General features: G+C 64.9%; 21 protein-coding genes. 12 read left to right on the top strand and 9 right to left on the bottom strand.

Annotated features, from left to right (window positions below; all coding sequences use genetic code 11):
• Window positions 1-156: 156 nt before the first annotated feature.
• Window positions 157-1,374, top strand: coding sequence for a DUF3734 domain-containing protein (locus tag U4Z31_RS08630; protein ID WP_044849279.1), 1,218 nt, complete (start codon window positions 157-159; stop codon window positions 1,372-1,374).
• A 60-nt stretch (window positions 1,375-1,434) separates the two neighbouring features.
• Window positions 1,435-1,899 (top strand): signal peptide protein, encoded by a 465-nt coding sequence (locus U4Z31_RS08625; RefSeq protein WP_321809970.1) that lies wholly within the window; start codon window positions 1,435-1,437, stop codon window positions 1,897-1,899.
• Window positions 1,900-1,925: 26 nt separating this feature from the next.
• Here U4Z31_RS08625 and U4Z31_RS08620 read toward each other — a convergent pair whose 3' ends face one another.
• The gene (locus U4Z31_RS08620) at window positions 1,926-2,810 is read right to left on the bottom strand and encodes a LysR family transcriptional regulator (RefSeq protein WP_044849281.1); all 885 of its coding nucleotides are present in this window, start codon (window positions 2,808-2,810) and stop codon (window positions 1,926-1,928) included.
• Window positions 2,811-2,928: 118 nt separating this feature from the next.
• On the opposite strand from U4Z31_RS08620, the gene argC reads away from it, so the two are divergent.
• Complete coding sequence (gene argC, locus U4Z31_RS08615) at window positions 2,929-3,876, top strand: N-acetyl-gamma-glutamyl-phosphate reductase (RefSeq protein ID WP_321809972.1); 948 nt, start codon at window positions 2,929-2,931, stop codon at window positions 3,874-3,876.
• A gap of 218 nt (window positions 3,877-4,094) precedes the next feature.
• Here the strand turns inward: argC and U4Z31_RS08610 are convergent, their stop codons facing one another.
• Window positions 4,095-5,018, bottom strand: a complete 924-nt coding sequence (locus U4Z31_RS08610; RefSeq protein WP_321809969.1) for a LysR substrate-binding domain-containing protein — start codon at window positions 5,016-5,018, stop codon at window positions 4,095-4,097.
• A 117-nt stretch (window positions 5,019-5,135) separates the two neighbouring features.
• Between U4Z31_RS08610 and U4Z31_RS08605 the strand changes: the two genes are divergently transcribed.
• Both U4Z31_RS08605 and U4Z31_RS08600 read left to right on the top strand, forming a co-directional pair.
• Entirely contained in the window at window positions 5,136-6,221 is a 1,086-nt protein-coding gene (locus tag U4Z31_RS08605) for a tartrate dehydrogenase (RefSeq protein WP_044848750.1), read from the top strand.
• 115 nt (window positions 6,222-6,336) lie between these two features.
• Window positions 6,337-6,603: a hypothetical protein gene (locus tag U4Z31_RS08600; RefSeq protein WP_321809968.1), complete on the top strand. Its 267-nt coding sequence runs from the start codon at window positions 6,337-6,339 to the stop codon at window positions 6,601-6,603.
• Window positions 6,604-6,761: 158 nt separating this feature from the next.
• Here U4Z31_RS08600 and U4Z31_RS08595 read toward each other — a convergent pair whose 3' ends face one another.
• Together U4Z31_RS08595 and U4Z31_RS08590 are read right to left on the bottom strand one after the other, a co-directional pair.
• Window positions 6,762-7,241 (bottom strand): nuclear transport factor 2 family protein, encoded by a 480-nt coding sequence (locus tag U4Z31_RS08595; RefSeq protein WP_257772833.1) that lies wholly within the window; start codon window positions 7,239-7,241, stop codon window positions 6,762-6,764.
• Window positions 7,242-7,295: 54 nt separating this feature from the next.
• Complete coding sequence (locus U4Z31_RS08590; RefSeq protein ID WP_124666273.1) at window positions 7,296-7,910, bottom strand: TetR/AcrR family transcriptional regulator; 615 nt, start codon at window positions 7,908-7,910, stop codon at window positions 7,296-7,298.
• A 191-nt stretch (window positions 7,911-8,101) separates the two neighbouring features.
• Here U4Z31_RS08590 and U4Z31_RS08585 point away from each other — a divergent pair, with 191 nt between their 5' ends.
• Window positions 8,102-8,740, top strand: a complete 639-nt coding sequence (locus U4Z31_RS08585; RefSeq protein ID WP_321809967.1) for a GNAT family N-acetyltransferase — start codon at window positions 8,102-8,104, stop codon at window positions 8,738-8,740.
• Complete coding sequence (locus U4Z31_RS08580; protein WP_321809966.1) at window positions 8,737-9,138, top strand: hypothetical protein; 402 nt, start codon at window positions 8,737-8,739, stop codon at window positions 9,136-9,138. Before U4Z31_RS08585 ends, U4Z31_RS08580 begins: the two co-directional genes overlap by 4 nt.
• 526 nt (window positions 9,139-9,664) lie before the next feature.
• Here U4Z31_RS08580 and tdh read toward each other — a convergent pair.
• Window positions 9,665-10,693 (bottom strand): L-threonine 3-dehydrogenase, encoded by a 1,029-nt coding sequence (gene tdh / locus U4Z31_RS08575; protein WP_044848754.1) that lies wholly within the window; start codon window positions 10,691-10,693, stop codon window positions 9,665-9,667.
• A gap of 13 nt (window positions 10,694-10,706) precedes the next feature.
• Window positions 10,707-11,906 (bottom strand): glycine C-acetyltransferase, encoded by a 1,200-nt coding sequence (locus U4Z31_RS08570; protein WP_124485968.1) that lies wholly within the window; start codon window positions 11,904-11,906, stop codon window positions 10,707-10,709.
• 161 nt (window positions 11,907-12,067) lie between these two features.
• On the opposite strand from U4Z31_RS08570, the gene U4Z31_RS08565 reads away from it, so the two are divergent.
• From U4Z31_RS08565 to U4Z31_RS08555, 3 genes are all read left to right on the top strand, one after another.
• On the top strand, window positions 12,068-12,679 hold the full coding sequence (locus U4Z31_RS08565) for an XRE family transcriptional regulator (protein WP_321809965.1): 612 nt from the start codon (window positions 12,068-12,070) through the stop codon (window positions 12,677-12,679).
• Between the two features lie 127 nt (window positions 12,680-12,806).
• Window positions 12,807-13,184: a DUF2471 family protein gene (locus U4Z31_RS08560; protein ID WP_124485970.1), complete on the top strand. Its 378-nt coding sequence runs from the start codon at window positions 12,807-12,809 to the stop codon at window positions 13,182-13,184.
• Between the two features lie 101 nt (window positions 13,185-13,285).
• Window positions 13,286-14,299, top strand: a complete 1,014-nt coding sequence (locus U4Z31_RS08555; RefSeq protein ID WP_124485971.1) for a tyrosine-type recombinase/integrase — start codon at window positions 13,286-13,288, stop codon at window positions 14,297-14,299.
• Between the two features lie 139 nt (window positions 14,300-14,438).
• Here U4Z31_RS08555 and U4Z31_RS08550 read toward each other — a convergent pair whose 3' ends face one another.
• Complete coding sequence (locus U4Z31_RS08550; RefSeq protein ID WP_044848759.1) at window positions 14,439-15,620, bottom strand: DNA-binding protein; 1,182 nt, start codon at window positions 15,618-15,620, stop codon at window positions 14,439-14,441.
• A 1,820-nt stretch (window positions 15,621-17,440) separates the two neighbouring features.
• Between U4Z31_RS08550 and U4Z31_RS08545 the strand changes: the two genes are divergently transcribed.
• Window positions 17,441-18,805, top strand: a complete 1,365-nt coding sequence (locus U4Z31_RS08545; protein WP_057925458.1) for a replication initiation protein — start codon at window positions 17,441-17,443, stop codon at window positions 18,803-18,805.
• Window positions 18,806-18,895: 90 nt separating this feature from the next.
• Here U4Z31_RS08545 and U4Z31_RS08540 read toward each other — a convergent pair whose 3' ends face one another.
• On the bottom strand, window positions 18,896-19,957 hold the full coding sequence (locus U4Z31_RS08540; protein WP_044848761.1) for a ParB/RepB/Spo0J family partition protein: 1,062 nt from the start codon (window positions 19,955-19,957) through the stop codon (window positions 18,896-18,898).
• A gap of 23 nt (window positions 19,958-19,980) precedes the next feature.
• A complete protein-coding gene (parA, locus tag U4Z31_RS08535; RefSeq protein WP_006751663.1) occupies window positions 19,981-20,643 on the bottom strand; it encodes a ParA family partition ATPase in 663 nt (220 codons plus the stop codon).
• A gap of 1,121 nt (window positions 20,644-21,764) precedes the next feature.
• Between parA and arsC the strand changes: the two genes are divergently transcribed.
• A complete protein-coding gene (arsC, locus tag U4Z31_RS08530) occupies window positions 21,765-22,121 on the top strand; it encodes an arsenate reductase (glutaredoxin) (RefSeq protein WP_044848770.1) in 357 nt (118 codons plus the stop codon).
• Window positions 22,122-22,143: the final 22 nt, after the last annotated feature.

Here is a 22,143-nt window from a genome sequence, read left to right as displayed (position 1 = left end):
TTCGTCGTCAGCCACGGCTGGTTCATGCAGTAAGGTCCTCGCCTCTGTAACGGGAGGCGACTTCCACACCACCATCCATACCAAGGACGGCGTGCCGTCGGTCGACGCCACGCCATCCGTCTCCGCCGTCCACGGCGGGATTTCTCGGAGCATCTGATGAAACCGCACGCGCGTACAGAAAAGCAGGCCGTCGATGCGGCGGACCTGCATCACGAAGCCGGCGCGCCGGCCGCTGCGCGGTCGCTGCCGTACGAAACCATCGCGCTCGTCCTGCAGGGCGGCGGCGCGCTCGGCGCGTATCAGGCCGGCGTGTTCGAAGGGCTGCACGAAGCGGGCGTTCCGCTCGACTGGATCGCAGGCATCTCGATCGGCGCGCTCAACACCGCGCTGATCGCCGGCAATGCACCCGAACATCGCGTCGAGCGGCTGCGCCAATTCTGGGAAACGATCTGCCAGCCGGCGTTCTTTCCCGCGATTCCGGCCGCGTTCGAATTCGCGCTGTTCAACAGCATCGACCAGGTCCGCACGTTCTTCACCGCATCGCAGGCCGCAAGCGCGATGATGCAGGGCCAGCAGGGCTTCTTCTCGCCGCGCTTCCCGCCGCCGCTGCCGGGCGTGTCCGATCATCCGGAAAAGATCAGCTGGTACGACACGTCGGCACTGCGCGCGACGCTGCTCAAGCTGTGCGATTTCGACCGGATCAACTCGGGCGAGACGCGCGTGTCGGTCGGCGCGGTCAACGTCGGCACCGGCAACTTCGTGTACTTCGACAACTCGCGCATCCGCCTCGAACCCGAGCACTTCATGGCGTCCGGCGCACTGCCGCCCGCGTTTCCGCCGGTCGAAATCGACGGCGAGTATTACTGGGACGGCGGCGTCGTGTCGAACACGCCGCTGATGGAAGTGCTGCGCGCGCGTCCGCGGCGCGACACGCTCGCGTTCCAGGTCGATCTGTGGAGCGCGCGCGGGCCGCTGCCGCGCACGATGGCCGACGTCGCGGAACGCACGAAGGACGTGCAGTATTCGAGCCGCACGCGTTTCGTCACCGATACGCTGCAGCGCGAACAGCGCTACCGCAACGTGCTGCGCCACGTGCTCGAGCAGGTGCCGGAAGAGCAGCGCAAGAACGACCCGTGGTGCATCGAGGCCGAAGCGATGTCGAGCGGGAAGAAATACAACATCCAGCACCTGATCTATCAGCAGAAGGCGTACGAGCACCACTACAAGGACTATCAGTTCGGTCTGTCGACGATGCGCGACCACTGGTGCGCGGGTCTCGACGACATCCGCAAGACGCTCGCGGTCAAGGACGGCCTCGCGCTGCCCACCAACGACGCGGGCTTCGTCACGCACGACATTCACCGCCGCCGGTGATGCCGTATGCGACGGACCGGCGCGCAGGCTGCGCCGGTCCGTCCTCTGTTCCGATTCGACATGCCGATCTTCATTGCGCTGTTCGCGCTCATCGCCCTGGGATGGGGCGCCGTCCACCTGTTTCACGTCATCGCCGCGCAGTTCGGCCAGCCGGTCGCGATCGCGGCCGCCGTGCTCGCCGCCGCGATCCTGATCGCGCTGATCGCATGGTGGATCAAGCGCCGCCGCGACATCGCACCGAACACGAAGGAACAAGGCTGGACCCACATCGTGCATCGCGCGTGGGGCGAGCTGCGCGTGTCCGCGACGCAGGGGCTGCTGTGGCTGTCGCATGACGGCGCGGACGGCCGCTATACGTTGTCGCAGCTCGACGGCTGCGAGGCGGCGCCGATCGGCGGCCGCTGGCATCTCATCGTGCGCGTGCGCGACGCGGTGCGCGGCGAATGGAAACTGCCGATGATGGACAAGCGCGATGCGCAGCGCTGGGCGCGCGTGCTGATGCTCGCGAAGGACAACCGGCTGTAGGACGGCGGCGCGGTTCCCTGAGCGCCCTAGCGCGCGCCGAGCGCCCACAACGCGTCGAGCACGTGCTGGGTCGACCGCTCGACCGGGCCGGCCCGATGCGCGATGCCCAGTTCGCGCCACAACGCCGGACGCAGCGGCCGCATGACGATGCGTGGGTCGGGCAACGGGGCGCCCGCCTCGTGCGGCAGTAGCGTCGCGCCGTAACCCGCGGCGACCAGGCTCTTGATCGCATCGTTGTAGTTGAGTTCGATGCGCGGCTCGGGCCGGTGGCCGCCGAGCGCGAACCATTCCGTCGTGAGCCGCGACAGGCGGGTGGTCGCATCGTTGAGAATCAGCGGGCGCGCGGCCAGATAGGCCGGCGTCACGCGTGCCGGCAGCCGCCAGTCCGCGGGCAGAAAGGCCAGCACCGGATCGCGCCGCCACGCGCGGATCGACAGCCCCGCGACCGCCGCCTGCGGCAGGGCGACCAGCCCGACGTCGAGCGAGCCCTGCGCAAGCCGCGCCAGTGTGTCGTGCGACGTGAGCACCGCGATCTGGACATCGATGTCCGGATGCTGCTCGCGCAGCCGGGCCACCGCCTGCGGCAACAGATGCGCGATCGCCCCGGTCGATGCGCCGAGGCGCACGCGCCCGGTCAGCCCCTGCACCTGCCGTTCCACGTCGTCGAGGGTCGACTCGACCTCGGCCAGCAGACGGCGCGCCCGCTCCACCAGCACCGCACCGATCGTCGACGGCTGCACGTTGCCGCGCGTGCGCGACAGCAATGGCGCACCGATGCGGCTTTCGAGTTCGGCGACATGAAGACTGACCGTCGGCGGCGCAAGATGCAGCAGCTGCGCGGCGGCCACGAAGGATCCCTGGTCGGCGATTGCGACCAGCGTACGCAGCCGGTCCAGACTGATCTCGCGCATGCCCACCTCTCGTTCAGGAAAACTGAATCCGGTCATCAGGAAATTCAACTTTTCCTATTCTAGGCGTTCGATGGACGATACGGCTTTCCCGATGCCCGAAACGAGGAACGCGACCATCATGAGCCTCCCTACTGTCTATATCGACGGCGACCAAGGTACGACCGGCCTGCAGATCCACGAGCGCCTGCGGGATCGCACCGACCTGCGGCTCGTCACGCTGCCGGATGCCGAGCGCAAGGACCCCGCGCGGCGCGGCGAAGCGATCAACGCGTGCGATATCGCGATTCTGTGCCTGCCCGACGCCGCCGCGCGCGAAGCGGTCGGCTTCATCCGGAATCCGGCGGTACGCGTGATCGATGCGAGCTCGGCCCATCGCACCGAACCGGAATGGGTCTACGGTTTCCCCGAGATGGCCGACGGGCACGCGCAGGCCATCGCACGTGCACGGCGCGTCACCAATCCGGGCTGCTATCCGACAGGCGCGGTCGGGCTGCTGCGGCCGCTGCAACAGGCCGGCCTGCTGCCGCGCGACTACCCGGTGAGCATCCATGCGGTGTCCGGTTACTCGGGCGGCGGCCGCGCCGCCGTCGACGCATTCGAATCGAACGACGCCGCGCGCGCGAAACCGCTGCAGGTCTACGGCCTCGCGCTCGCGCACAAGCATGCGCCCGAGATCCAGCTGCATGCCGGGCTCGCGCACCGTCCGCTGTTCGTGCCGGCTTACGGTGCCTATCGGCAGGGCATCGTGCTGACGGTGCCGATCGAGCTGCGCCTGCTTCCGGCCGGCGTGACCGGTGAGTTGCTGCACACGTGTCTCGCGCACCATTACGCCGGCGCGCGCCATGTCGAGGTCACGCCGCTCGCGGATACGCGCACGATCACGCATCTCGATCCGCAGGCGCTGAACGGTACGAACGACCTGCGGTTGAGCGTGTTCGTCAATGACGATCACGCTCAGGTGCTGCTGTCCGCCGTGTTCGACAATCTCGGCAAAGGGGCATCCGGCGCGGCCGTGCAGAATCTCGACCTGATGCTCGGCGCAGCGAGCGCTGCGCAAGCGGCTTGAACGCCGGAGCCGCGGGTGTGAGCCGCGGTTTGGGTGCGGGTGCGGGTGCGGGTGCGGGTGCGGGTGCGGGCATCATCGTCGGTCGGGCTCGTGGCTCGCGGCCATCGACGTATCGCTGCCTGTTGCGTCGTGTCGGCCCATGACGCGATGGCACGCCCAAAACGGGCATGTGCCGACGTCGCAAACATGCCCCCGTAAAAGCTCACCTTTCGCCGATTTCAGCCCGCATCGTCGCTCGCCGCGGCATTCAACCCGGCGAGCGCCTCCGCCAGAAAATCGACGCACACGCGCACCTTCGCCGAAGCCGCGACGCGTTCCGGATAGACCGCCCAGATGTTCGCCGGCTGAATCACGTCCGGCAGCACGCGCCGCAGCGCGCCGCGTTCGATCAGCGGCCCCGCCTCCCAGATCGAGCGCAGCACGATCCCGCGCCCGGCCAGCGCCCATTGCACGGCCACCTCGCCGTGGTTCGTCGACAACGCGCCGCCGACCTTCACCGTTGCCGTTTCTCCGCGCAGGTTCAGCCGCCACACGCCGAACGGATGGTCGCGCTCCTTGATCGCGAGGCAGTCGTGCGACGCGAGATCCGCGAGCGTGCGCGGCGTGCCGCGTCGTGCGAGATAGTCGGGCGACGCACACAGCACGCGATAGTTCGCAGCCAGGCGGCGCGCGATCAGGTGATCGGCGATCTCGTCGCCGATGCGCACGTCGAGGTCGTAGCCTTCGCCCGCGACGTCGACGAGCCGGTCGAACAGATCGAGCCGCACGTTCAGCTGCGGATAGCGCGCGGAGAAGTCGAGCAACGCCGGCGCGACGACATGGCGGCCGAAGCCGAAGCTGCTCGAAATGCGCAGCGTGCCGCGCGGCACCGTGCGCGTGGTCGAGACATCCTCGACGAGATGATCGACGTCGTCGAGAATCTTCTCGGCGCGCGCGAACACGCGTTCGCCGGCCTCGGTGACCGTCATGCGGCGCGTCGAGCGATGCAGCAGCCGCGTGCCGAGCTGCGCCTCGAGCAGCGCGATGCGCTTGCTCACGTACGCGGGCGACACCGCGAGCTGCTCGGCGGCCGCGCTGAAGCTCGTCAGGCGGACGACCAGGCTGAAGACGCGCAGGTCGTCGAGATTCGGTGATTTGTTCACGATTCGTGGAAAGTCGATTAACCTTTCGCACGATTTTAATCTGAATGGAAATAAATAAAATGGCGTCACGTTCCGCTGCGCACGCTGCCGGCGGCCCGAACAGCCAAGGAGGCTTGCATGAGCGACAAGACGTACAGGATTGCCGTCATCCCCGGTGACGGCATCGGCCGTGAAGTGATGCCCGAGGGCCTGCGCGCGCTCGACGCCGTGACGGCGCGCTTCGGCATCCGTTTCCAGTTCGAACAGATCGACTGGGCGAGCTGCGACTACTACGCGCAGCACGGCAAGATGATGCCGGACGACTGGAAGGCACAGCTGTCGGACATGGACGCGATCCTGTTCGGTGCGGTCGGCTGGCCCGCGACGGTGCCCGACCACATTTCGCTGTGGGGTTCGCTGCTGAAATTCCGCCGCGAGTTCGACCAGTACATCAACCTGCGGCCCGCGCGCCTGTTCGACGGCGTGCCGTCGCCGCTCGCCGGCCGCAACGCGGGCGATATCGACTTCATGATCGTGCGCGAGAACACCGAAGGCGAATATTCGTCGGTCGGCGGCACGATGTTCGAAGGCACCGAGCGCGAAGTGGTGATGCAGCAGTCGATCTTCACGCGTCACGGCACCGAGCGCGTGCTGAAGTTCGCGTTCGAGCTCGCGCAGCGCCGCGCGAAGCGCCTGACCGTCGCGACGAAGAGCAACGGCATCGCGATCAGCATGCCGTGGTGGGACGCGCGCGCGGCCGAGATGGGCGAGCGCTATCCCGAGATCGCCGTCGACAAGCAGCACATCGACATCCTGTGCGCGCGCTTCGTGCTGCAGCCCGACCGCTTCGACGTCGTGGTCGCGTCGAACCTGTTCGGCGACATCCTGTCCGACCTCGGGCCGGCCTGCACGGGCACGATCGGCATCGCGCCGTCGGCGAACCTGAACCCGGATCGCACGTTTCCGTCGCTGTTCGAACCGGTGCACGGCTCCGCGCCGGACATCGCGGGCCAGTACGTCGCGAACCCGATCGCGATGATCTGGTCGGCGGCGATGATGCTCGACTTCCTCGGCAACGGCGCGGGCCGCGAACGCGAAGCGCACGATGCGATCGTCGCGGCGATCGAGGACGTGCTGCGCACCGGGCCGCGCACGCGCGATCTCGGCGGCCAGGCAGGGACGCAGGAAGTGGGTGAAGCGATCGCGGCGCGGATCGCCGGCTGACGGAACGATGCGCAGGGTGCGCGCAGGTGGTCGATGGATGCGTGTTCAGGGGTGAGCAACTCGACCGGCTGCCGCGCACCCTGGTTGATTCCGATGCGCGGGCCTGGATGCGCGCGTGTCGGTATCGATGTCGATTTCGAACGGTGAGCAACGCGATGCGGTGACACGCACGGTCACGTGTCGATCCATCGCCGTAACCGGCATCACGTCGAAGTCGAGCGGTGAGTTGCATCGCGCATCGCTACACACCGATCGAATCCCGCCAGTGCCGATGTCGCATTCGATTCGCGTGCGGGCAACGCAACGAAAGCGCGAGCACTGCAATGCGCACGGCGCTTCCGTCAGCGCAATCGCGCCGTTTCCTGCGAAGATTGATCGGTGAAACGCGGGACGTGAAGCATCACACCGTCCCGCACGGAATCGCTCCTTCTCCCGAAAACACTCACCTCAATACACGGCTCCCGAATTTCCTCACCGTTGAGCACAGGCGGCACGCTCGATGCGTGATCGAACGCGTTCACGCGTCGTCATCGTGCTGCGTCACAGCCCGAGATCGGACAGGCCGGGATGATCGTCCGGACGGCGGCCGAGCGGCCAGTGGTACAGGCGATCCGCTTCGCGAATCGGCAGATCGTTGATGCTCGCGTGGCGATGCGCCATCAAGCCGTTTTCGTCGAACTCCCAGTTTTCATTCCCGTATGAGCGGAACCAGTTGCCGGCGTCGTCATGCCATTCGTAGGCGAATCGCACCGCGATGCGATTGCCGCCGAACGCCCACAGCTCCTTGATCAGCCGGTAGTCGAGCTCGCGCGTCCATTTCCGCTGCAGCAGGCCGACGATCTCGTCGCGGCCCGTCACGAACTCCGCGCGATTGCGCCACCGGCTCTGCGGCGTATAGGCGAGCGACACGCGCAGCGGGTCGCGCGTGTTCCACGCATCCTCCGCGGCGCGCACTTTCTGGCGCGCCGTGTCGAGCGTGAAGGGCGGAACGGGCGGACGAACTTCCGGGGAAGCGGACATGGGATGCTCCTGTTCAAGGTTGGGCTGCGCACGAACGCAGCCGGTTGGGACGCGTTACTGCGACGCTCGAGACACCGTATCGAGCAAGCATTCGGCGGCTGCGCGCGCATCGCGCGCCGCGACGGCATCGCCGCTGACGAGCGCCACGGCGATCGCGCCGTCGATCAGCACCAGCCATTGACGTGCGAGGCGGGCCAGCCCGCGGCGCTCGATCCCGGCTGCGTCGGCATACGCGTCGAACCGCTCGCGCACGAACGCGAGCAAGCGCGCCTTGTGCATGCGCGCGACGATGCGCACCGGATCGTCGGCGTCGGCAATTTCACCGGACGCGTTCAGGAATGCGCAGCCGTGAAAATCGGGTTCCACGAACCAGTCGCGCAGCACATCGAACATGCCGAGCAACTGCGCACGCGGCGACTTGCCGCGCGCCAGCGTCGCGTCGACGAACCAGCGCATCCAGCGTTCGTCACGGCGCTCGAGGGCGGCCACGACCAGCGCCTCCTTCGATTCGAAATGCGAATAAAAGCTCTTTCGCGCGGCACCGGATCGCTTCACGATCGCATCGACACCCGTGGCGTGGATGCCGCCCGAGTAGATCAGCGCCTCGGCCGCGTCGAGCAGCCGGTCGCGAACGGCCGGTTCGCCGGAGAGGTCATCATGTGTGTTCATGGGTTTACGGTAGAACGATCGTTCTCCCTCGTCAACAGCCGCGTGAAAAGGCCCTGCCGTCGGAAGGGCCGAACGCCGCATGGTCCCGATGGCGGGCGGCGCATTGCAGCCGGCGTTTACGACATTTTTTCTTGAAGCTGGCGCGGGGTGCTCACTACACTTCGGTCACCCTGTCTGGCCGAAAGGACATCATGCAGCGACCGGAATCCGCACGCTCCGCGCGTGCCTATGCGGCTTATGCGAAGCGGCTCGACGGCCGCGTCGTGGTACGGCGTTTCGATCCGCGCAGCGATTCGTATGAGTCGCTGACCGCGTTGCTGCACCGTGCGTACGCGCCACTCGGCGCCGCGGGCTTCAACTGTCCGGGTGTCGACCAGCCGGCGTCGGCGACGCGCGAACGCATGCTCACCAGCGAGTGTTTCGTCGCGCTCGGCAACGCGCATCTGGTCGCGACGATCACGATGCAAGCGCACGATCCCGATTCACGTTGCGATCCGTATCGCAGCCGACGCGTCGCGACGCTCGGCCAGCTGGCCGTCGATCCGGTCTGGCAGGACCGCGGCATCGGCCGTGCGCTGCTCGCGTTCGCGCAACGGCGGGCTGCCGCGCGTGGCGCGACGCACATCGCGCTCGATGCGCCGCATGCGGCTGTCCGGCTCGTCGACTTCTATCGTCGCGAAGGGTTTCGGTTGATCGACGTGATGCGGTTTGCAGGACACAGCTACGACAGCGCAATCCTGTGCAAGGCGGTTGGCGTAGCAGGCGAGCCGATGCCTGTATCCGACACGACGTCGATCGACGTCGCGCAGCGCGCCGGAGCGACGTCGTGAGACACGAAAGCGACGACGATCGCGCGCGGCTCGCACTACGTCACGCCCGCACGCGGGCAGCACTGCGCATGCGCGGGCTGGTGAAGCTGACGGTCATCACGATCGCGGTCACGCAGATGCTGACACTCGCGTTCGACAACCTGCTCGTGTTGCTGGGCGACACGCCGGAAGCCGCGACATTGCTGCTGTTCCGCTTCGTCACGTGCGCGCTGGTCAGCTTCTGGCTTCAGGCGGACGCATCGCGCGCGTATCGGCATGCAGCGCAACACGGACACTTGACGGTGTCCGGCGCGCTTGGCGAGCTGATCGAAATCGCACCGCAATGTCCGAAACGCTGGCTCGTCGTGTTGAGTCTGCAACTCGAGCCGCGATGGCCGAACAGTGAGCGGATCGAATAGCAGGCAGCGCACCGATCGATGCCGGCTGGCGGGCTGACGGGTGAGTTCGCACGTCGGTGATCGGCTCACGCCTCGAGGCCGAGCCGTGACCGGGTTGCGTGGTGACGTGCTGGCGCTGACGCAGGGCAAAACCATGACACGCGATGATGCGGCAAGGGCCCACTATTCAGGCACGACAAGCGAAAACGGAAGGGCAGGAAGAAAGGCACGCGCCGAGCGACGCGACGGAGTGGGCAGCGGTGCGGCGCTGATGGGTGAGGTGCATGCGCGATTGCATTTCACCGATGAGTGCTGCGGAATCGAAGTGCGATCGCCCTCGTATCGCTGACGAGAAACGACGTGCAGCCCGTTGAATTCCACGCCTGCGCGACACGCTACAGCATGATCGAGCCGCCGTTCGGTACGCAAACAACAGCTCCCGAATATTCTCACCTTACGCGTTCGTCGAAGCGGCCCGGCCCCGACAAACGCTCATGCCCGCACGAGCGGGGCAGCCGGCAAACGTACCGAACCGCCCCGCCGGCACTCAGACCGTCCAGTCGAGAATCACCTTGCCGCTTTCACCGGACAGCATCGCGGCGAAGCCTTTCTCGTAATCGTCCGCCGCAAAGCGATGCGTGATGATCGGCGACAGATCGAGACCGCTTTGCAGCATCGCGACCATCTTGTACCAGGTCTCGAACATCTCGCGACCGTAGATGCCCTTGATCTCGAGCCCCTTGAAGATCACCTGGTTCCAGTCGATCGCCGTCTGCGCGGGCGGAATGCCGAGCAGCGCGACCTTGCCGCCGTGATTCATCGCCTCGAGCAGGCTCGTGAACGCGCTCGGCACGCCCGACATCTCGAGACCGACGTCGAAGCCTTCCGTCATGCGCAGGTCGGCCATCACGTCGCGCAGCGACTCGCGCGCGACGTTGACCGCGCGCGTCGCGCCCATCTTGCGCGCAAGTTCGAGCCGGTAGTCGTTGATATCGGTGATCACGACGTTGCGCGCGCCGACGTGCTTCGCGATCGCGACGGCCATGATCCCGATCGGGCCCGCGCCGGTGATCAGCACGTCCTCGCCGACGAGATTGAACGACAGCGCCGTATGCGTCGCGTTGCCGAACGGATCGAAGATCGACGCGAGATCGTCGGAGATCTCGGGCGGAATCTTGAACGCGTTGAACGCGGGAATCGCCAGGTACTCGGCGAACGCGCCTTCACGGTTCACGCCGACGCCGACGGTGTTGCGGCACAGATGCCGGCGCCCCGCGCGACAGTTGCGACAGAAGCCGCACGTGATGTGGCCTTCGCCGGACACGCGATCGCCGATCGCGAAGCCGCGCACTTCCTGCCCCATCTCGACGATCTCGCCGACGTATTCGTGACCGACGTGCATCGGCACGGGAATCGTCTTCTGCGCCCAGTCGTCCCACTTCCAGATATGGATGTCGGTGCCGCAGATCGCCGTGCGGCGAATCTTGATCAGCACGTCGTTGTGTCCGACTTCGGGGCGCTTCACGCGCGTGAGCGTGAGGCCCGGGCCGCGTTCGAGCTTTGCCAGTGCTTTCATGGTCGCGCCTCCGTCAGACGATGCCGAGCGACTTGCCGACGCGCACGAACGCGGCGACCGTCTGATCGATCTGTTCGGGCGTATGCGCGGCGCTCATCTGCGTACGGATGCGCGCGCGACCGCGCGGCACGACCGGGAACGAGAAGCCGATCACGTAGACGCCTTCGGCCAGCAGCTTGTCGGCCATGTTGGTCGCAAGCTGCGCGTCGCCGAGCATCACCGGGATGATCGGATGCGCGCCCGGCACGAGCGTGAAACCCGCGGCCGTCATCTGCTCGCGGAAACGCGCGCCGTTCTCGCGCACGCGTTCGCGCAGCTTCGCCCCTTCGTCGCTGCCGAGCAGTTCCAGCACCTTCAGCGACGCGGCGGCAATGCTCGGCGTCAGCGTGTTCGAGAACAGGTACGGGCGCGAACGCTGGCGCAGCAATTCGACGATCTCGCGGCGGGCCGCGACGTAGCCGCCCGATGCGCCGCCCAGCGCCTTGCCGAGCGTGCCGGTGATGATGTCGACGCGACCGTCGACGCCGCAGTGCTCGGGCGTACCGCGGCCATGCGCGCCGATGAAGCCGACCGCGTGCGAATCGTCGACCATCACGAGCGCGCCGTAACGATCGGCGAGGTCGCAGATGCCTTTCAGGTCGGCGATGATGCCGTCCATCGAGAACACGCCGTCGGTCGCGATCAGCTTGTGGCGCGCGCCCGCGGCGTCGGCTTCCTTCAGCTTCGCCTCGAGGTCGGACAGGTCGTTGTTCTTGTAACGGAAACGCTTCGCCTTGCAGAGGCGGATGCCGTCGATGATGCTTGCGTGGTTCAGCTCGTCGCTGATCACCGCGTCGTTCTCGTCGAGCAGCGTCTCGAACAGGCCGCCGTTCGCATCGAAGCAGCTCGAATAGAGGATGCTGTCCTCGGTGCCGAGAAACGATGCCAGCGCGCTTTCGAGCTGCTTGTGCACGGTTTGCGTGCCGCAGATGAAGCGCACCGACGCCATGCCGAAGCCGTCCTGGTCGAGACCGGCCTGCGCCGCGGCGATCAGGCGCGGATCGTTCGCCAGACCGAGATAGTTGTTCGCGCAGAAATTCAGCACGCCGGCACCGCCGGCGAGCCGCACGGCCGCCGCCTGGGGACTCGCGATCTCGCGCTCGGTCTTGTAAAAACCGTCCGCGCGGATCTGGTCGAGCGTCCCGCGCACCTGGGCGAGAAAGGCATCACGCATCGCAAAGCTCCTGACAGGGATTCGCATCCCGTCGCGCGCCACTCGTGGCGGCGGCGCAACGGCCTGCTACTGTTATAGTCGGTCGTTCGATTGACCGCATTTATCCGATATTCCGAACTAGAATTCGAAATACCGAACAACTCTAAGCGAACGGAAACCAAATGGCAAGTTCCTCCGCGTCGCGGCGCACGCCTGCCAGCGCCGCACCGCAAGCGCCGGGCGTGACGCCGCCGCGCGTCGGCGAGCAAATCCAGCGCCTGCGCAACGAGCGCAAGCTGACGCTCGACGACCTGTCGCGTGCGGCTGGCGTATCGAAGTCGATGCTCTCCGAGATCGAGCGCGACAAGGCCAATCCGACGATCGCAGTCGCATGGCGGCTCACGAATGCGCTCGGCATCACGCTCGACGAGCTGTTCTCTCAACCGAAAGCGCCGGAGACGATCCGCGTGGACGGCCCGCACGACATCCCGACGCTCGCCGGCCACGACGGCCGCTATCAATTGCGCGTATGGGGCCCGATCGACCTGGCCGGCAAGTTCGAGTGGTACGAACTGACGCTGCCGGGCGGCGGCGCGCTCGTATCGAACGCGCACGAACCCGGCACGCGCGAGCACCTCACCGTGCTGCAGGGCGCGATGGAAATCGAAGCCGCGGCGGCGAGCCGACGCCTGAAGGCGGGCGACACCGCGCGCTACCCGGCCGACACGCCGCACGCGATCCGCAACCCCGGCAAGACCGAGGCGCGCGCACTGCTGATCGTGATTCATCGCTGACGATGCGGGTAGCTGGCCGAAAGGCCAGTTGCGGAAGACACTGTATATTTGTACAGTATACGGACATTCCGCCATGCATGGCCGGGGCGGCGCACCGAGGCGCCGCGCCGGTCGACAGGAGCCTGCGATGACAGAAGAACAAGATTTGGCCGCGCTCAGCTTCAAGGCTGCCGCGCACGACCTCGAACTGATCGTTCGCCATATAGCCGGGCGCTACATCCGTCAGCGCGTCCCGCTGTCGTGGCGCCTGCTGCACGCGATCGAAGCCGAGGCGCTCGCCGATCTCGGCTTTGCCAGCCGGCACGAGGCCGGCATGCGTCAACTGTTCGAACGGCCGTCGGACATGACCTTTCCCGAAACGGACGATCCGATCGACTTCGGCCGATCGAACGCGCTGCCCGCCGTGTTCTCGTTCGCGGTCCTCGCGTATGAAGCCGCGGCCAAATCGCAGGAAGCGGCGCCCCGCGAGCGCGTTCACCGCCCGTCGAAGGCGTGGGGCGACTGACGTCAGGCCCGAGCGTCCGTCACGGTGGGCGGCTCCCGCATCCTGCTGTCCGCGACGTTGCGGAAAGGGCTACCATATACGCAACTAACGGAATAAATGACATGTCCCTTCCCACGCCCTCCGACACCCCGGCACGCCCGGAAGAAAAGGATCTGTTCGACCGCGGCGCGTCCGACTGGATCATCTCGCCCGAAGCCGCGTTCGACGCGTGGCTTGCCATGCAGGACTACCGCCGTTCGTCGGCCGACGTCTACCGCGCGCAATGGGGCGCCTTTCTTGCGTGGCTGCGTGCAAACCAGAAAAACCTGGCCACCGTCGATACCGCAACGATCGCGAACTTCGTCGGCGAGCTTCCGATCCGGAAAACACAGAGAATGCGTTATTTGCGGCTGATCGAACGCGTGCTCGACCACATCCGGCGCACCGAGTTCGCGTCCACCAACCCGGCCCGCTTCATTGCTCAGGATGGCGAAGCGAACTGGCGTCAGGCACGCGACAACGAGCCAACCGGTTTCCTGACGCCGGCCGAACGCGCAAAGTTGCTGGCCTACCTGTTTTCGCCGATCGGCGTGTCGGGCTCCGCATACTGGAAAGAGCGGCGCGACCGCGCGCTCGTCGCCGCGTTTCTCGGCGCCGGCGTGAAGACCGGCGAAGCACGCGTGCTCACGATTAGTTGCATCAATACGAGCGGAACGTCGCTGCAGATCCCGTCGACGCATCCCGATTTCGCGCGCGAAACCCATCTGGCGTCGTTCGCGATCGCGTTGCTCGAAGCATGGCTCGTGGAGCGCAAGCGCCAGGAGATTCCCGGCGAGCTCGTGTTTCCCGCATCGCATGCCGGGCGGCCGATGCACAAGGCGACGATGCTGCGCGCGATCGACGCGATCGTCGAATCCGCGGGGCTGACGTCGTCGCGCACCGCGCGCGCGAGTCCGCAAACGCTGCGCAATACCTATGCGGCCGAGCTGTTCGAACACGACGTACCGCCCGAGCGGGTCGGTAAATGGCTCGGCTTCGTGCGGCCGATCTCGTCGAACCGGCTGCACCGCGCGTGGAAAAACTGGCGTGACGATCTCGCGAATGGTGACGCTTCCGACCAGGACGAAACTCACTGATGACGAACCGGCTGCTCACGCGACGTGATCCGTGAGCAGCCTTGTGTGGCGTAGCCTCACCGTTTCGCAGCTCCCGAAAAACCTCACCTCACGCGTCCCGAATCACCTCACCTGTGCGATCGCTGTGCCGACCGGCGCGTCAATCGCGTGCAAAGCGTGCGATCGCTTCGAATCGTGAAGGCCAGGGCCCCGACGCATGTTCGCATTCGGGGCACGATACTTCGAACCCGTCGTCGCCGTGCGACAACTCCGGTTCGCCGTCGCAATGCGGGCACTGGGTCGGCACCGGAATTTCATGGTCCAGTGACGTCCCGATCGCGGAAAACGCATCGGCATCCAGCTGACCGGCATCGGCCAGGCGCCGGATCAGCGCGGAAATCTCGGGGTTCATCCCGCGGCTCGCGCGCAGCGTATTCACCTCGCGCGTCGCACGCTCCAACTCGTCGCCCTGGCTGCGAAGCTGTTCCTCGAGCCGGTCCGCGCGGGCCTTGGTCGAACTCAGTTGCTGAAGGAAATCGAATTCCTTGCGTTGCACGTCGCGCAAACCGCTCTGGTAGGTCGACGCCATGCTGCGCAGCGAGTCCAGCTCGACCAGCATCGGTTTGACGCGGCGCTCGGCTTCGGCCACCGCATCCTTGATCTGCTGCGCATAGTGTTCGGTGCGCTGCTGCAATTCGGCTTGCAGCGTGTCGATACGGTCGCGCAGCGCCGCGTTCTGCGTCTGTTCGGCATCGACGCGGCCGGCCATGGCGGCCAGTTCCTTTTCGAGTCGGGCGACTGTGGTGAGCAGCGTCGCCTCGTTTGCCGAACCGTGCGTCGATTGCGAGGCTAGTTGCACCTCGAGCTCGGTCACACGCGCCTGCAGCTGCTCGTTGCGGGCTTCGCTGCGCGTCAGCGCGCCCTCGAGGGTTTCCTGGCGAACCGTGGCGTCGCGCAGCCGCTGTTCCGCATCGGTCACGCCGGCGCGGATTTGCTCGCGGTCGACATCGAGACTTTCCCTGGCCGCTTTCAACGCCTCTTCATATAGCGCGCCGAGCAATGCGCCGGCCTTTTCCTCGACCGCTTTCGGAATCGCCGCACCGTCGAGCCGAACCTTCGACGCGGCACGGATCCGTTCCCAGAAATGATCGATGTCCTTCGGAATGTCGCTGGCACTGCCGGTCTGGGTCAGATCGCGGACATTGGCGGCCGACGGCCGGATGCCGAGATCGAAAAACAGGCGCTTGCAGGCATGCAGCGACAACTCCTGGCGGCGCGCGCCGCTCGCGCGTAGCGATTCGAGTTCTTCCCGGATGGCTTCACGTATTTCATCCAGCGTCATGGCAGGACTCACAGACATTGAAATGTTGTGATCATAACGGAATACGTATTTTTTGATACCTGTTTTTGTCGGCCGCGGTGAATTTGCGTCGCTGTGCACAGAAATCGGCGCTGTGAGCCGATCTGGATGAGCCAGCGTCCCGATTCCGTGAAACAAAGCGAAGAAAGCGAGCCAAGTACTTGTGCTGAAAGCGTTTTTTAGCAAGCCCCGAAAAAGGGCATTTGTTTCACATGATGGGCGTCACGCTCACTGTCGGTGTTCAGGGGTTGGGGTCTCTGTGGAAAACTCGACGACCGATGTCTTGAGAGTATTAGAAGTAAACACCCTTGAACCCTTAGTTAAAAACGTTAACGCCACGGCACAGCCTTATGTAGCAAGGCTTTCCGGCCGACAAGGTGAAGTTTTACGGGAACCAAGGTGATCTTCTGCGGGAGCTGAAGTGATGGGGTTCGGGGATCTGCGTGAGCCGATGCAGGAAAGGTCGTGAGCGGATTCGGGATCACAGTGAAATGCGAGATTTCCCAAAGGTGAGGCTTTTCGGGGCTGCACAGCCATGGAACCCGCGCTGTGCCTGAGCGCACAGTTTTCTGCCTGTGCAGACATAGGTGAGAATTTGCGGGACCTTACTCGCGCCCCTATTCTGCCCATCTTTTGGGCAGTTTTCATGAAAGGTGAGGCTTCACGGGACTCCACAGGGATTTGCTGTGAGGATTTCCGGGAAACGATGGTCATTTTGCACAGCAAAAGTGCCCTGTGGGGCCTGTGAAGCCTGAAAGGTGAGGCTTTTCGGGAGCGAAATCCGGGTTTTCCTGCCCGGATCCCGTTGAGGTGAGCTTTTTCGGGACACCGATCTCAGGCTGCCGTTTGCCTGATAGGTGAGCCTTTTCGGGAGCGCCATTTGCTCGAAAGTAGGGCAAAGGTGAGGCTTTTCGGGACCCATAACGGGGCGAATTCGCTGAAAAGCCCGCCGGGACTGGCAGAAATCTGATTTTTGCTGTGCCACTTTTTGGCACAGGTGAGAGTTTTCAGGAGTCGATACACAGCTGCCGCCGACGTTCGCCTGCCGCAAAGGTGAGGCTTTTCGGGGGCGATCGCCGGACACAGCGGAACGCCTGCTGCACATAAGTATCGGACGGCATTGACATTTTTGATACCGCGGCGGTTACGGTGAGGTTTTTCGGGAGCCGTATCCGCATCCGTTGGAGCGCCGCTTTTTTCAATAAGGTGAGGCTTTTCGGGAGGTCCTGGCTGGCGATCCCGCGTGTGCCGGGGACTCGTCTGGATCCGGCGCACAGAATTCGGAGCCGTTGAGGTGAGAATTTTCGGGACCGAACGGTTTCTGTGCGCTGTACAATGCGCGCCCGGGCCCGTGAATCGGCTTCGATGGCGTCGCCCCGCATCCTTTTTGGCGCGGTTTCCGGGTCCCTGGCGTGGTTGCGGTCGCCCCGGTCAGCCGCGCCTGTACATGCATACAGGCCGGTGCGGGCCTGTCCACTCGATGTCGCGACGTCCAGTGGCGACCCTGTGACGAGGACCCGGAAGCGCAGTCGCAAAATTACGACAAATCGAAAGGTGAGCCGATACGGGAGCAAGTTTCGCACGTGTCGAGCACAGGCAAAAATCTGTGAATCCGCGCATCCCGCGACACGTCTGGACGAGTCCGAAACGCTGTAAATCCGGACCGGTGAGGGTTTTCGGGAGAGGGTTGGGGTGAGTGCCGTTTCACACGCGCACTTCACCCGCTATGGTGAGCATGTCGTTCTGGACGCACATCACCACAGGCGCTATCCTTCCGTGAAACTTCTCCTCCGACCCGACGCATGGCCACGAAGCGCGCCAAGAAAACCGATGTGGATGTGGTGAGTGCCAGTTCAGCCGAATTGCGTAAGGCCGTCGAGGCGATCGCAATTCAGCCGAAGAGCGGCAAGATCACGCTCCTGACCCGCAAGCTGTTCAACGTCCTGCTCGCCGTCGCGCAGCAGGCCGACGACTCGGGCGATACGTATCGCGCGCTGCTGTCGGATATCGTCGCCAACTCCGCCTTCGATTCGAACGACACCGCGCTGGTGAAGGAACACCTGCGCCGCATGGTCTCGGTCCAGGTCGAATGGAGCACGGGGACGTCGAGCCAGAAGCCGGGCCGCAAGTGGGGGATCTCGACGCTGATCGCCGATGCCGAAATTCTCGAGGATCCGGCTACCCGCCGCGTGTGGGTCGAATTCTCGTTCGCACCTAAGATCAAGAAGAAGTTGCTCGACCCGGTCCAGTACGCGCGTCTGAGCCTGCAGTTCCAGAGCCAGCTGCGCAGCAGCGCCGGTCTCGCGCTCTACGAGATCTGCGTGCGCTACCTGACGAACCCGAGCCACCTGACGATGCGCGAGCCGTGGGAATGGTGGCGGCCGATCCTGTCGGGCACGCCCGATACGGAAGCCGGCGACGAGGCGAAGCGCGAGTACAAGTACTTCAAGCGCGACTACCTGCGTCCGGCGATCGCCGAGGTCAATGCGGTCACCAACATCTTCGTCGAACTGATCGAACATCGCGAAGGGCGCCGGGTCGCGGAGATCCAGTTCCGCGTGACCGAGCGCAAGCAGCCGATGCTCGCGCTCGACGAGCATCCGAACGTGTTCGACAGCACGCTGGTCGACCGGATGGTGAAGCTCGGGATTCCGCTCAAGGAAGCGCAGACGCTCTACGCGGACAGCGAGGAAAACCGGATTCGCGCCGCGCTGCAGATGACCGAGCAACGGATGCGCAGCACGACGCTGCCGCCGGTGCGCAGCGCGCCCGCGTTGTTCAAGGATGCGCTGAAGAAGGGTTATGCGCCGCCGGTCGAGTCCGTCGACGCGCTGCCGTCGGGCACGCCTGCCGCGAAGGTCGTCGCGGCGCAGCCGGACGATCTGAAGGCGCGTCTGTTGAGCGAATTCGCGGCGTTCCGCCGCAAGGAAGCGAAGGTGCTGTACGAGGAGCAGGGCGACGCGGAGCGCGAAGTGGCGCGCGAGTCGTTCGAGTCGGAAGTGCTGCCGACGATGGGCTCGCACCTGCGTGACGACTGGCGCAAGCGCGGCCTCGATTCGAAGCTGGCCGAGACGGCGTTTTTCGACTGGCTGGCCCAGAAGACCTGGGGCGAGCCGACCGACGGCGACCTGCTGTCATTCACCCTGAATCAATCGCGGGCCGCCTGAGGCCTGTTCAGGCCCCTCTGACGGGCCGCCGCCGGCCGCCCGCCCAACCGGCGGGCCCGGCGCATCGCCAGGCCCTGCCGGCCGTTTCCATCAGTCCGACAACAGCATCCGCTCGAGCTGCTCGAGGATCGCGTCGCGCTTGTCCTTCGGGAGGCCGCGCAGGCGCAGTTCGATGCGGTCTTCGCCATACGACTTCAGGTCGCCGACCGACTTGCCGCCGAGCTTGATCTCGAGACGCTGCGCATAGCGCTGGCGGCCCGCCGGCTTCGGCGTTTCCTGCGCCGCGACGCGGCCCTTGACGATGTCCGACACCTGACGCGTGCTGAGATCGTCGGACACGATCTTGTTGATCAGCCGCAGCGTCGCCTCGGTGCCGCGCGCGTTGTGATAACGGCCGACCTGATACGCCATGTTCGAACCGAAACGATCGGGACGCGCGACCATCTCCTGCATCACGCTTTCCGGCAGCTTGCCGATCGACAGCGCGACCGCGACCGTCGACTCGTCGAGGCCGAGATGCTCGGACAGTTCCTTCTGACTCAGGAAGTGCTTGTCGTCGAGGAAGCGGCGCCATACGACGGCGTTGTCGAACACCGTCTGCGAATCGCGTTGCACGTTCAGGTCGTAGCCGAGCTTGTAGCTCTGGATCCCGATCGGCACGTCGATCACGATCGCCTTTACCGACTCCTTGTTCGCTTCCTTCAGCGCGCGCACGCGGCGGCCGCCGTCGCTGACGAAATACGAGCCCGGATTGTCGTAGTCCGGAATCACGTGGATCGCCTGCTGCTGCCCCTGCTTCGCGAGGTTGACCGCGAGTTCGGCAATCGACGACTTCAGATAGAAGTGCCGCGGGTTGAACGGGCTATGCTTGATCGCCTTCAACGGCAGTTCGATTACCTGGCCGGGCGCATAGCGGTTCTCGAGGCGCCACGCGCGATATTGCGGCGACTCGTCGATCGACGGATCGAGCAGGACGTCCGGAGACGGTGGCGGCGTGATGTCCTTCTTGGCGGACTTCGTCGGGGCCGGCGTGGCCGTCTCGGATTTGACGATGCCGTCGATGGCATTCAGCCGATCAAGCGCCGTGCGCTTCTCGCTCGTCGTGATATCCGGGCGCGCTTGGAATCCTTTTGCAAATTGGGAGGGTTTCATGTGACTCCTTTATGCGCATAAAGTCAGGGCAGCATGGCGACGATTTCGTCGGCACATGCGCGAATTTCCGCGGCGGCCAGCTTGGCGCCGCGATCGTTCATCTGCAGCACGGTCTGACCGAGCGCCATTGCCTGCTTATACGCTTCCCGGGTCGGGATTTGCGTCTTCAGCAACGGGAAGCCGAGCTCCTCGAGCGCACGCTTGAGCTCGCGGGTCAGCATGCGCTTCTCTTCGGTCTTGTTCAGCAGGAAGACGGCACGGAGGTCTTCGTTCATCACCTGCGCCTGCTGGATCAGCTTCACCAGCCCGACGCTCGACCAGTAATCGGCTGGCGACGACGAAGTCGGGATCACGGCGATCGATGCGGCCAGCAGCACGACGCCGGAGACTTTCTCGGTGATCGACGGCGGGCAATCGACGACGATGATGTCGTAGTCGTTGATGAACTTCTTGATCTCGCGATGGATCTGGCCGCCGGCTTCGGCGAGATTGACGACCGGGAACGGGATGCCGGCGTCGCTGTCACCGGATGCGCTCGACCAGTGAATCAGTGTGTTTTGACCGTCGGCGTCGATGACGAGGACGCGCTTCCCTTTCTCATGGAATGCCGCGCCGAGGTGCATGGCAATCGTGCTTTTGCCGACGCCACCTTTTTGTTGAGTGACTGCAATGATTTCCGCGGCCAATTTTCACTCCTGTTTTTGGTCGTTGGAATTCTACAGGACGATATTTATATTTCAATGAAATTGTCGTTTGCCAACTACGCGTTAGCCATTCGGGCTATCGGTTTATGCGCATAAACGAATGGGGACGCTGGCTGACTGGAGCGGATGGCGGTGAGATTGCTGCGGTGGATGATGAGCCGATGGATCGTCGTGACGACAGGCGTTTCTGCCCGTCGTTCGAGAAGCTGATCGGCGCAATGTGTTGGCGCCTGCCCTGTCGATAGCCGAACGCGCGGGGCCTTGGTGACGGAGGAGTTTGTGCGCATAAACTTCGGCGGTGCAGGAGAGCATCTGCGAGTCGGCGTCCTCGCTTGAGCACGGGCCTGGATGACGAACGCGGCGCGACTCAGGCCGGCACGATACTCGCGCCGTGTGCCGTGTGCCGTGTGCCGTGCGCCGTGCGCCGTGCGCCGTGCGCCGTGCGCCGTGCGCCGTGCGCCGTGCGCCGTGCGCCGTGCGCCGTGCGCAGCGTGCAGCGTGCAGCGTGCAGCGTGCAGCGTGCAGCGTGCAGTGGTGAAGCGGTGAAGCGGTGAAGCGGTGAAGCGGTGAAGCGGTGAAGCGGTGGCCGCCCCAAGCGTTTATGCGCATAAACCATTGAGAGGCTCGGCAGCGATCGGCGGCCCCACGTCGGCAAGCGCGCATTAATACGTCCCGCGACAATGCCCCGGACGGACGCGATCGCGTATCGCCCCGCTGATCGTTCGAGGCATCGAAGTGTCCGGCCCAGTCGCGATATCAGTGGACCTCCCCACCTCGCGAAGCGACAGCTTTATGCGCATAAACCCGGCGACGGATAAAACCAAAACCGTACGGTGGCCCTCGCGTGAGAACCTGCAACACGCCGTAGCGGTGAGTCGTCGTTCATCGGCGCTCGCCACCGCAGACGTCCTTGGCGATTGCCCATACAACGCACTTTATGCGCATAAAGGCATCACGCGCTCTGCGCGCTCGTCGGCTCGAACGATTCCTCCCCGCACGCCGCACCGTACTCCAACTCCCCTTTCGCCCGCGCGCCGGTCCCCGCCGAAACGCACGCAACCAGACTGGCTACAATACGTGCCTTTCCTATCCAGGTCCGAATGATGATCACGATCTACCACAACCCCCGCTGCTCAAAGTCCCGCGAGACGCTCGCACTGGTCGAGACGTTGAACACCGCCGGCACGCAGGTGAATGTCGTCGAGTATCTGAAGACGCCGCCGACGGTCGAGGAACTGGAAGCGTTGCATCGTCAGCTCGGGCGCCCGGTGCGCGACATGCTTCGCGACGGCGAAGAGCCGTACAAGACGCTGGATCTGGCCCGTGCGAGCCTGACCGACGCGGAGGCCTATGAAGCGATTGCGGCTCATCCGATTCTGCTGCAGCGTCCGATCGTCGTGTATCGAGGCAAGGCGGCCATCGGCCGTCCGCCCGAGTCGGTGCGCGCGCTGTTCGAATAATTGTTGTTCGGCGTATTTTTCT

It is taken from the genome of Burkholderia sp. BCC1985 (assembly GCF_905339915.1).
GTDB lineage: Bacteria > Pseudomonadota > Gammaproteobacteria > Burkholderiales > Burkholderiaceae > Burkholderia.
This window is presented reverse-complemented; position numbering and strand designations above follow the sequence as displayed.

Bases quoted from the DNA above. Each gene is read 5' to 3' on its own strand.
- U4Z31_RS08570 (WP_124485968.1), bottom strand. From the start codon at position 11,906: ATGCGTGATGCCTTTCTCGCCCAGGTGCGCGGGACGCTCGACCAGATC.
- argC (WP_321809972.1), top strand. From the start codon at position 2,929: ATGAGCCTCCCTACTGTCTATATCGACGGCGACCAAGGTACGACCGGC.
- U4Z31_RS08555 (WP_124485971.1), top strand. From the start codon at position 13,286: ATGTCCCTTCCCACGCCCTCCGACACCCCGGCACGCCCGGAAGAAAAG.
- tdh (WP_044848754.1), bottom strand. From the start codon at position 10,693: ATGAAAGCACTGGCAAAGCTCGAACGCGGCCCGGGCCTCACGCTCACG.
- U4Z31_RS08585 (WP_321809967.1), top strand. From the start codon at position 8,102: ATGCAGCGACCGGAATCCGCACGCTCCGCGCGTGCCTATGCGGCTTAT.
- arsC (WP_044848770.1), top strand. From the start codon at position 21,765: ATGATCACGATCTACCACAACCCCCGCTGCTCAAAGTCCCGCGAGACG.
- U4Z31_RS08540 (WP_044848761.1), bottom strand. From the start codon at position 19,957: ATGAAACCCTCCCAATTTGCAAAAGGATTCCAAGCGCGCCCGGATATC.
- U4Z31_RS08605 (WP_044848750.1), top strand. From the start codon at position 5,136: ATGAGCGACAAGACGTACAGGATTGCCGTCATCCCCGGTGACGGCATC.
- U4Z31_RS08620 (WP_044849281.1), bottom strand. From the start codon at position 2,810: ATGCGCGAGATCAGTCTGGACCGGCTGCGTACGCTGGTCGCAATCGCC.
- U4Z31_RS08630 (WP_044849279.1), top strand. From the start codon at position 157: ATGAAACCGCACGCGCGTACAGAAAAGCAGGCCGTCGATGCGGCGGAC.
- U4Z31_RS08560 (WP_124485970.1), top strand. From the start codon at position 12,807: ATGACAGAAGAACAAGATTTGGCCGCGCTCAGCTTCAAGGCTGCCGCG.
- U4Z31_RS08545 (WP_057925458.1), top strand. From the start codon at position 17,441: ATGGCCACGAAGCGCGCCAAGAAAACCGATGTGGATGTGGTGAGTGCC.
- U4Z31_RS08595 (WP_257772833.1), bottom strand. From the start codon at position 7,241: ATGTCCGCTTCCCCGGAAGTTCGTCCGCCCGTTCCGCCCTTCACGCTC.
- U4Z31_RS08590 (WP_124666273.1), bottom strand. From the start codon at position 7,910: ATGAACACACATGATGACCTCTCCGGCGAACCGGCCGTTCGCGACCGG.
- U4Z31_RS08550 (WP_044848759.1), bottom strand. From the start codon at position 15,620: ATGACGCTGGATGAAATACGTGAAGCCATCCGGGAAGAACTCGAATCG.
- U4Z31_RS08625 (WP_321809970.1), top strand. From the start codon at position 1,435: ATGCCGATCTTCATTGCGCTGTTCGCGCTCATCGCCCTGGGATGGGGC.
- U4Z31_RS08565 (WP_321809965.1), top strand. From the start codon at position 12,068: ATGGCAAGTTCCTCCGCGTCGCGGCGCACGCCTGCCAGCGCCGCACCG.